The following is a 3,176-nucleotide window of genomic DNA, read 5'->3' as shown; positions in this document are numbered from 1 at the left end:
TAAATAGCATTGATATACATGAGGGCTTCTTTGAAGATTGTGAGAATCTGAGAATGAGTGAGATATTAAAAGAAAATCAAAGATTATAGAGGGAGATGAATTATAGAAGGTTAGGAGCGTAATATGAAGCATAATATGCCAAAATGATAAAAATAATTTTATGATGTGGAATATTTTTAGAAAAAATTAGCTTTTATATATGTAGAAGGGGAAATACAGAAGATGGAGGTGAGGAATAGGATTATGAAATATTCCCCTAAAATATGAGGGAGGGAAATAAGATTATGAAAAAGATTTTCTCAATTTTTATTTTAATGATACTCTTTATATGTGGGGCAGTTATTAATGTAAATGCATACACAAATAACGAAAATATGAACAGTAAAGAAATCACTAATATAATTACAGAAGCATATCAATATAGGACAAAATCAATAGTTGATCCGTCTTATATAGATAAATTGGAGTTGTTTTATGCAAAAGATACAAAAATTTATAATTTCGAAAAGAACAGATATAAAAATTATATTGAGATGGCAGATAGATTGAATATAAAAATATTAAACATTAAATCCAATGTAGAAATTAGTAATATTAAGTTAAAAAACAATGATGAATGTCAAGTTGATTTAAAAGAGATTATAAGTTTTGACTGGATAAATTCAAATGATGATCCAATTAATTCTAAGATTAACAAATCTGATATGAGTGTTGATCATAAAGTTACATTAATTGAGAAAGATAATGAATGGAAAATACAAAAAGATGAATATACTGAAGGATATTTAACAAATGTTACTTCTCCGGATTTTGATGTTTCACAATTAAAATCACTGAGTGTACCTGAAATAACGCATGATAATGTAGTTCCATATTCACCACCAGGATCAACTCCTTATAATAGAAATGCAGCTGCTAACTATGCAGAAAATTATTGCTTGAAATATAATCCTAGTTATAAAAGCTATGATTCAGTTGGTGGTGACTGTGCAAATTTTGTTTCTCAGTGCTTATATGCTGGTGGGGCCTATTATATTGGATTTGGGATTAATAGTAGTACAAACTGGTGGTATGATAATAAAAATACTTCTTTAACTACAGATGATGTTGCATCTACTACATGGACATATTGCCCTTCTCAAAGACCTTTTATATTATCAGGATGGGGTAGTGAAACAACTTCATCAAGTTTATCAAGAGGAGACATTATATATTATGATTGGACTGGAGATGGTATATGGGATCACGTTGCTATAGTAACAGGCTTTGATAGTTCTGGTGCTCCTCTTGTTAGCTGTCATACTACCGATTATCACAATATAAAATGGAATTATGGTGGAAGTTCTTGCAAATATAGTTGCATACACATTAATAATTATATTTAATATGTTAATGTGTTGCATTGATTTTAACCTTTATAAATATAGGGCAATTTTTATGTACTCTTATATTTAAAAATGAATTCAAATTGTAAATTTATATCTGGTTTCTGCATACTCTAAATAATATAGTAAAGAGTATGCAGTGTTTTTTAAACAATTTTCAATGGAGGTGAGTGGTAGTGAGATTGTTTAATAAAATTGTTTTATGTTTTTTGATATTTTTTGCCTTTATTGTAGCTGGATGTTCATCTAAAAGCAATAATAGTGTCATTAAAGAAAAGGGAAATAATTCAATAGCGCAAAAGTATTTCAATATGCTGACTAAGGAAGATAAAATTAAAATTTCAAAGGCGTCTCCGGAAGAAATAATAAATATCTATTATAATAGCATAAATAATAAGAATTATAATCTCGCCGTTGTTTGTGCCTCCAATTTTTTAAATAATGCAGCAAATAAATCATCTGAAGATATTAGTTATGTGTATAACGAACATATAGAATATTTGAAAAATATAAAGAGAATTGACATCAAATCAATAGAAGTATATCCAGATACGATGAAAAAGAATGACAGTGAAAGTGTAGAAAAATCTTCTAAGCTTTACTGCATCTATTATATGCAAAAATCGAATGATATTAACAAATTTCCTGAGGAAGGGTACTTTACCAGATTTATTACAGTTTCTAAGTCACCTTTATATGGTGGCTGGTGTATAAGTTATATTGCTTCATCACCATAAATTTTTTTAAAAAAAGCTATATAGGGGAGTGAGATCTTTTATGAAACATCAAATAAGATTAACAGCAGTACTGCTTATAACAACATTTTTAATAGGTATAGTGATTACAGGGTTTACTTCAATACCGAAAGCAAGCGCAAAAGAATCGGTTAGTCTGAGCAATACAACAAATTTTGATGACCCTATTGCAGTAATTAAAGGGATGATTCAAGCAATTAACGATCAGGATCCTTATGAGTATATGAACTATTTTACCAATTCTAATCGCACAGCCATGACACAATTTCTTTCAGCTAATAAATCAGAATCATTCTTTAAAGAGAAGGAAGCCAAGTTGATTCAAATTAAAGAGCTTCCAAAGGACATAGGTATAGAAGCAGCAGATATTTCATCTGGAGAAAACTTAAATTTGGATGATACACGTATTTTTTATGCTGAAATTAACTTTAAAGTGGATAAAGAAGATAAATGGCTATATATTGGGACAAACCATCGTGTTATTGTTGTTACAAAAGAAGATGGAAGCTGGAAAATAGTAAGGCTATCAGTCCCATATATAGAATACTTAAAAGATACTGGCAATGGATTTAATTCAGAGGATGAAAATATCGCTGCTAAAATCGAAAGTACTCTTGATAAAAAAGGGCAAATAATGAATATGAAGGGTGTGGTTATTGATAATATTGCTGCAAGTGAAAAACAGCTAAAAAATGAAAAATAGTTTTAATAAAAACAGCAGTTCAAGCTTAAGCTACAGCTATAAAAATGTATGGCTGGTACCATGTGAATCATCCAAAATGGAACTTTCGTATAATTAGGGGATTATTTGAATGGTATCTGTTGTAAAAATATCAGAAGTAGTAGTCGCTTACAGTTAACATTCCTAAATTATTATGACATTTCTAAAATAAATTACATGATATTTTATTTAAATTGGAGGAAAAGGAAAATAATTAATTCAAATAAGACAAGCGGTGAAATGTCAAGTAGTATTTTTTGGAACCTTGAAAAATAAAGGCCTCAAAAGTTCTAAAAAAGGCAACACTTAATAAAC

At 29.0% G+C, this 3,176-nt stretch carries 3 protein-coding genes; all 3 read left to right on the top strand.

Features of this window, described 5'->3' with window-relative positions; all coding sequences use genetic code 11:
• Positions 1–284: 284 nt before the first annotated feature.
• The 3 genes from HNR52_RS12060 (at position 285) to HNR52_RS12050 (ending at position 2,843) form a co-directional block, all read left to right on the top strand.
• Positions 285–1,385: an amidase domain-containing protein gene (locus tag HNR52_RS12060; RefSeq protein WP_435620720.1), complete on the top strand. Its 1,101-nt coding sequence runs from the start codon at positions 285–287 to the stop codon at positions 1,383–1,385.
• A gap of 176 nt (positions 1,386–1,561) precedes the next feature.
• Entirely contained in the window at positions 1,562–2,122 is a 561-nt protein-coding gene (locus HNR52_RS12055; RefSeq protein WP_435620719.1) for an outer membrane protein assembly factor BamD, read from the top strand.
• A 40-nt stretch (positions 2,123–2,162) separates the two neighbouring features.
• Positions 2,163–2,843, top strand: coding sequence for a DUF4829 domain-containing protein (locus HNR52_RS12050; protein ID WP_435620718.1), 681 nt, complete (start codon positions 2,163–2,165; stop codon positions 2,841–2,843).
• Positions 2,844–3,176 lie beyond the last annotated feature (333 nt).

Origin of the sequence: Thermoanaerobacterium thermosulfurigenes, from assembly GCF_051201035.1 — a bacterium.
Classification (GTDB): domain Bacteria; phylum Bacillota; class Thermoanaerobacteria; order Thermoanaerobacterales; family Thermoanaerobacteraceae; genus Thermoanaerobacterium; species Thermoanaerobacterium thermosulfurigenes.
The sequence above is the reverse complement of the archived record's forward strand: the minus strand, read 5'-3'. Positions and strand labels throughout refer to the sequence as shown.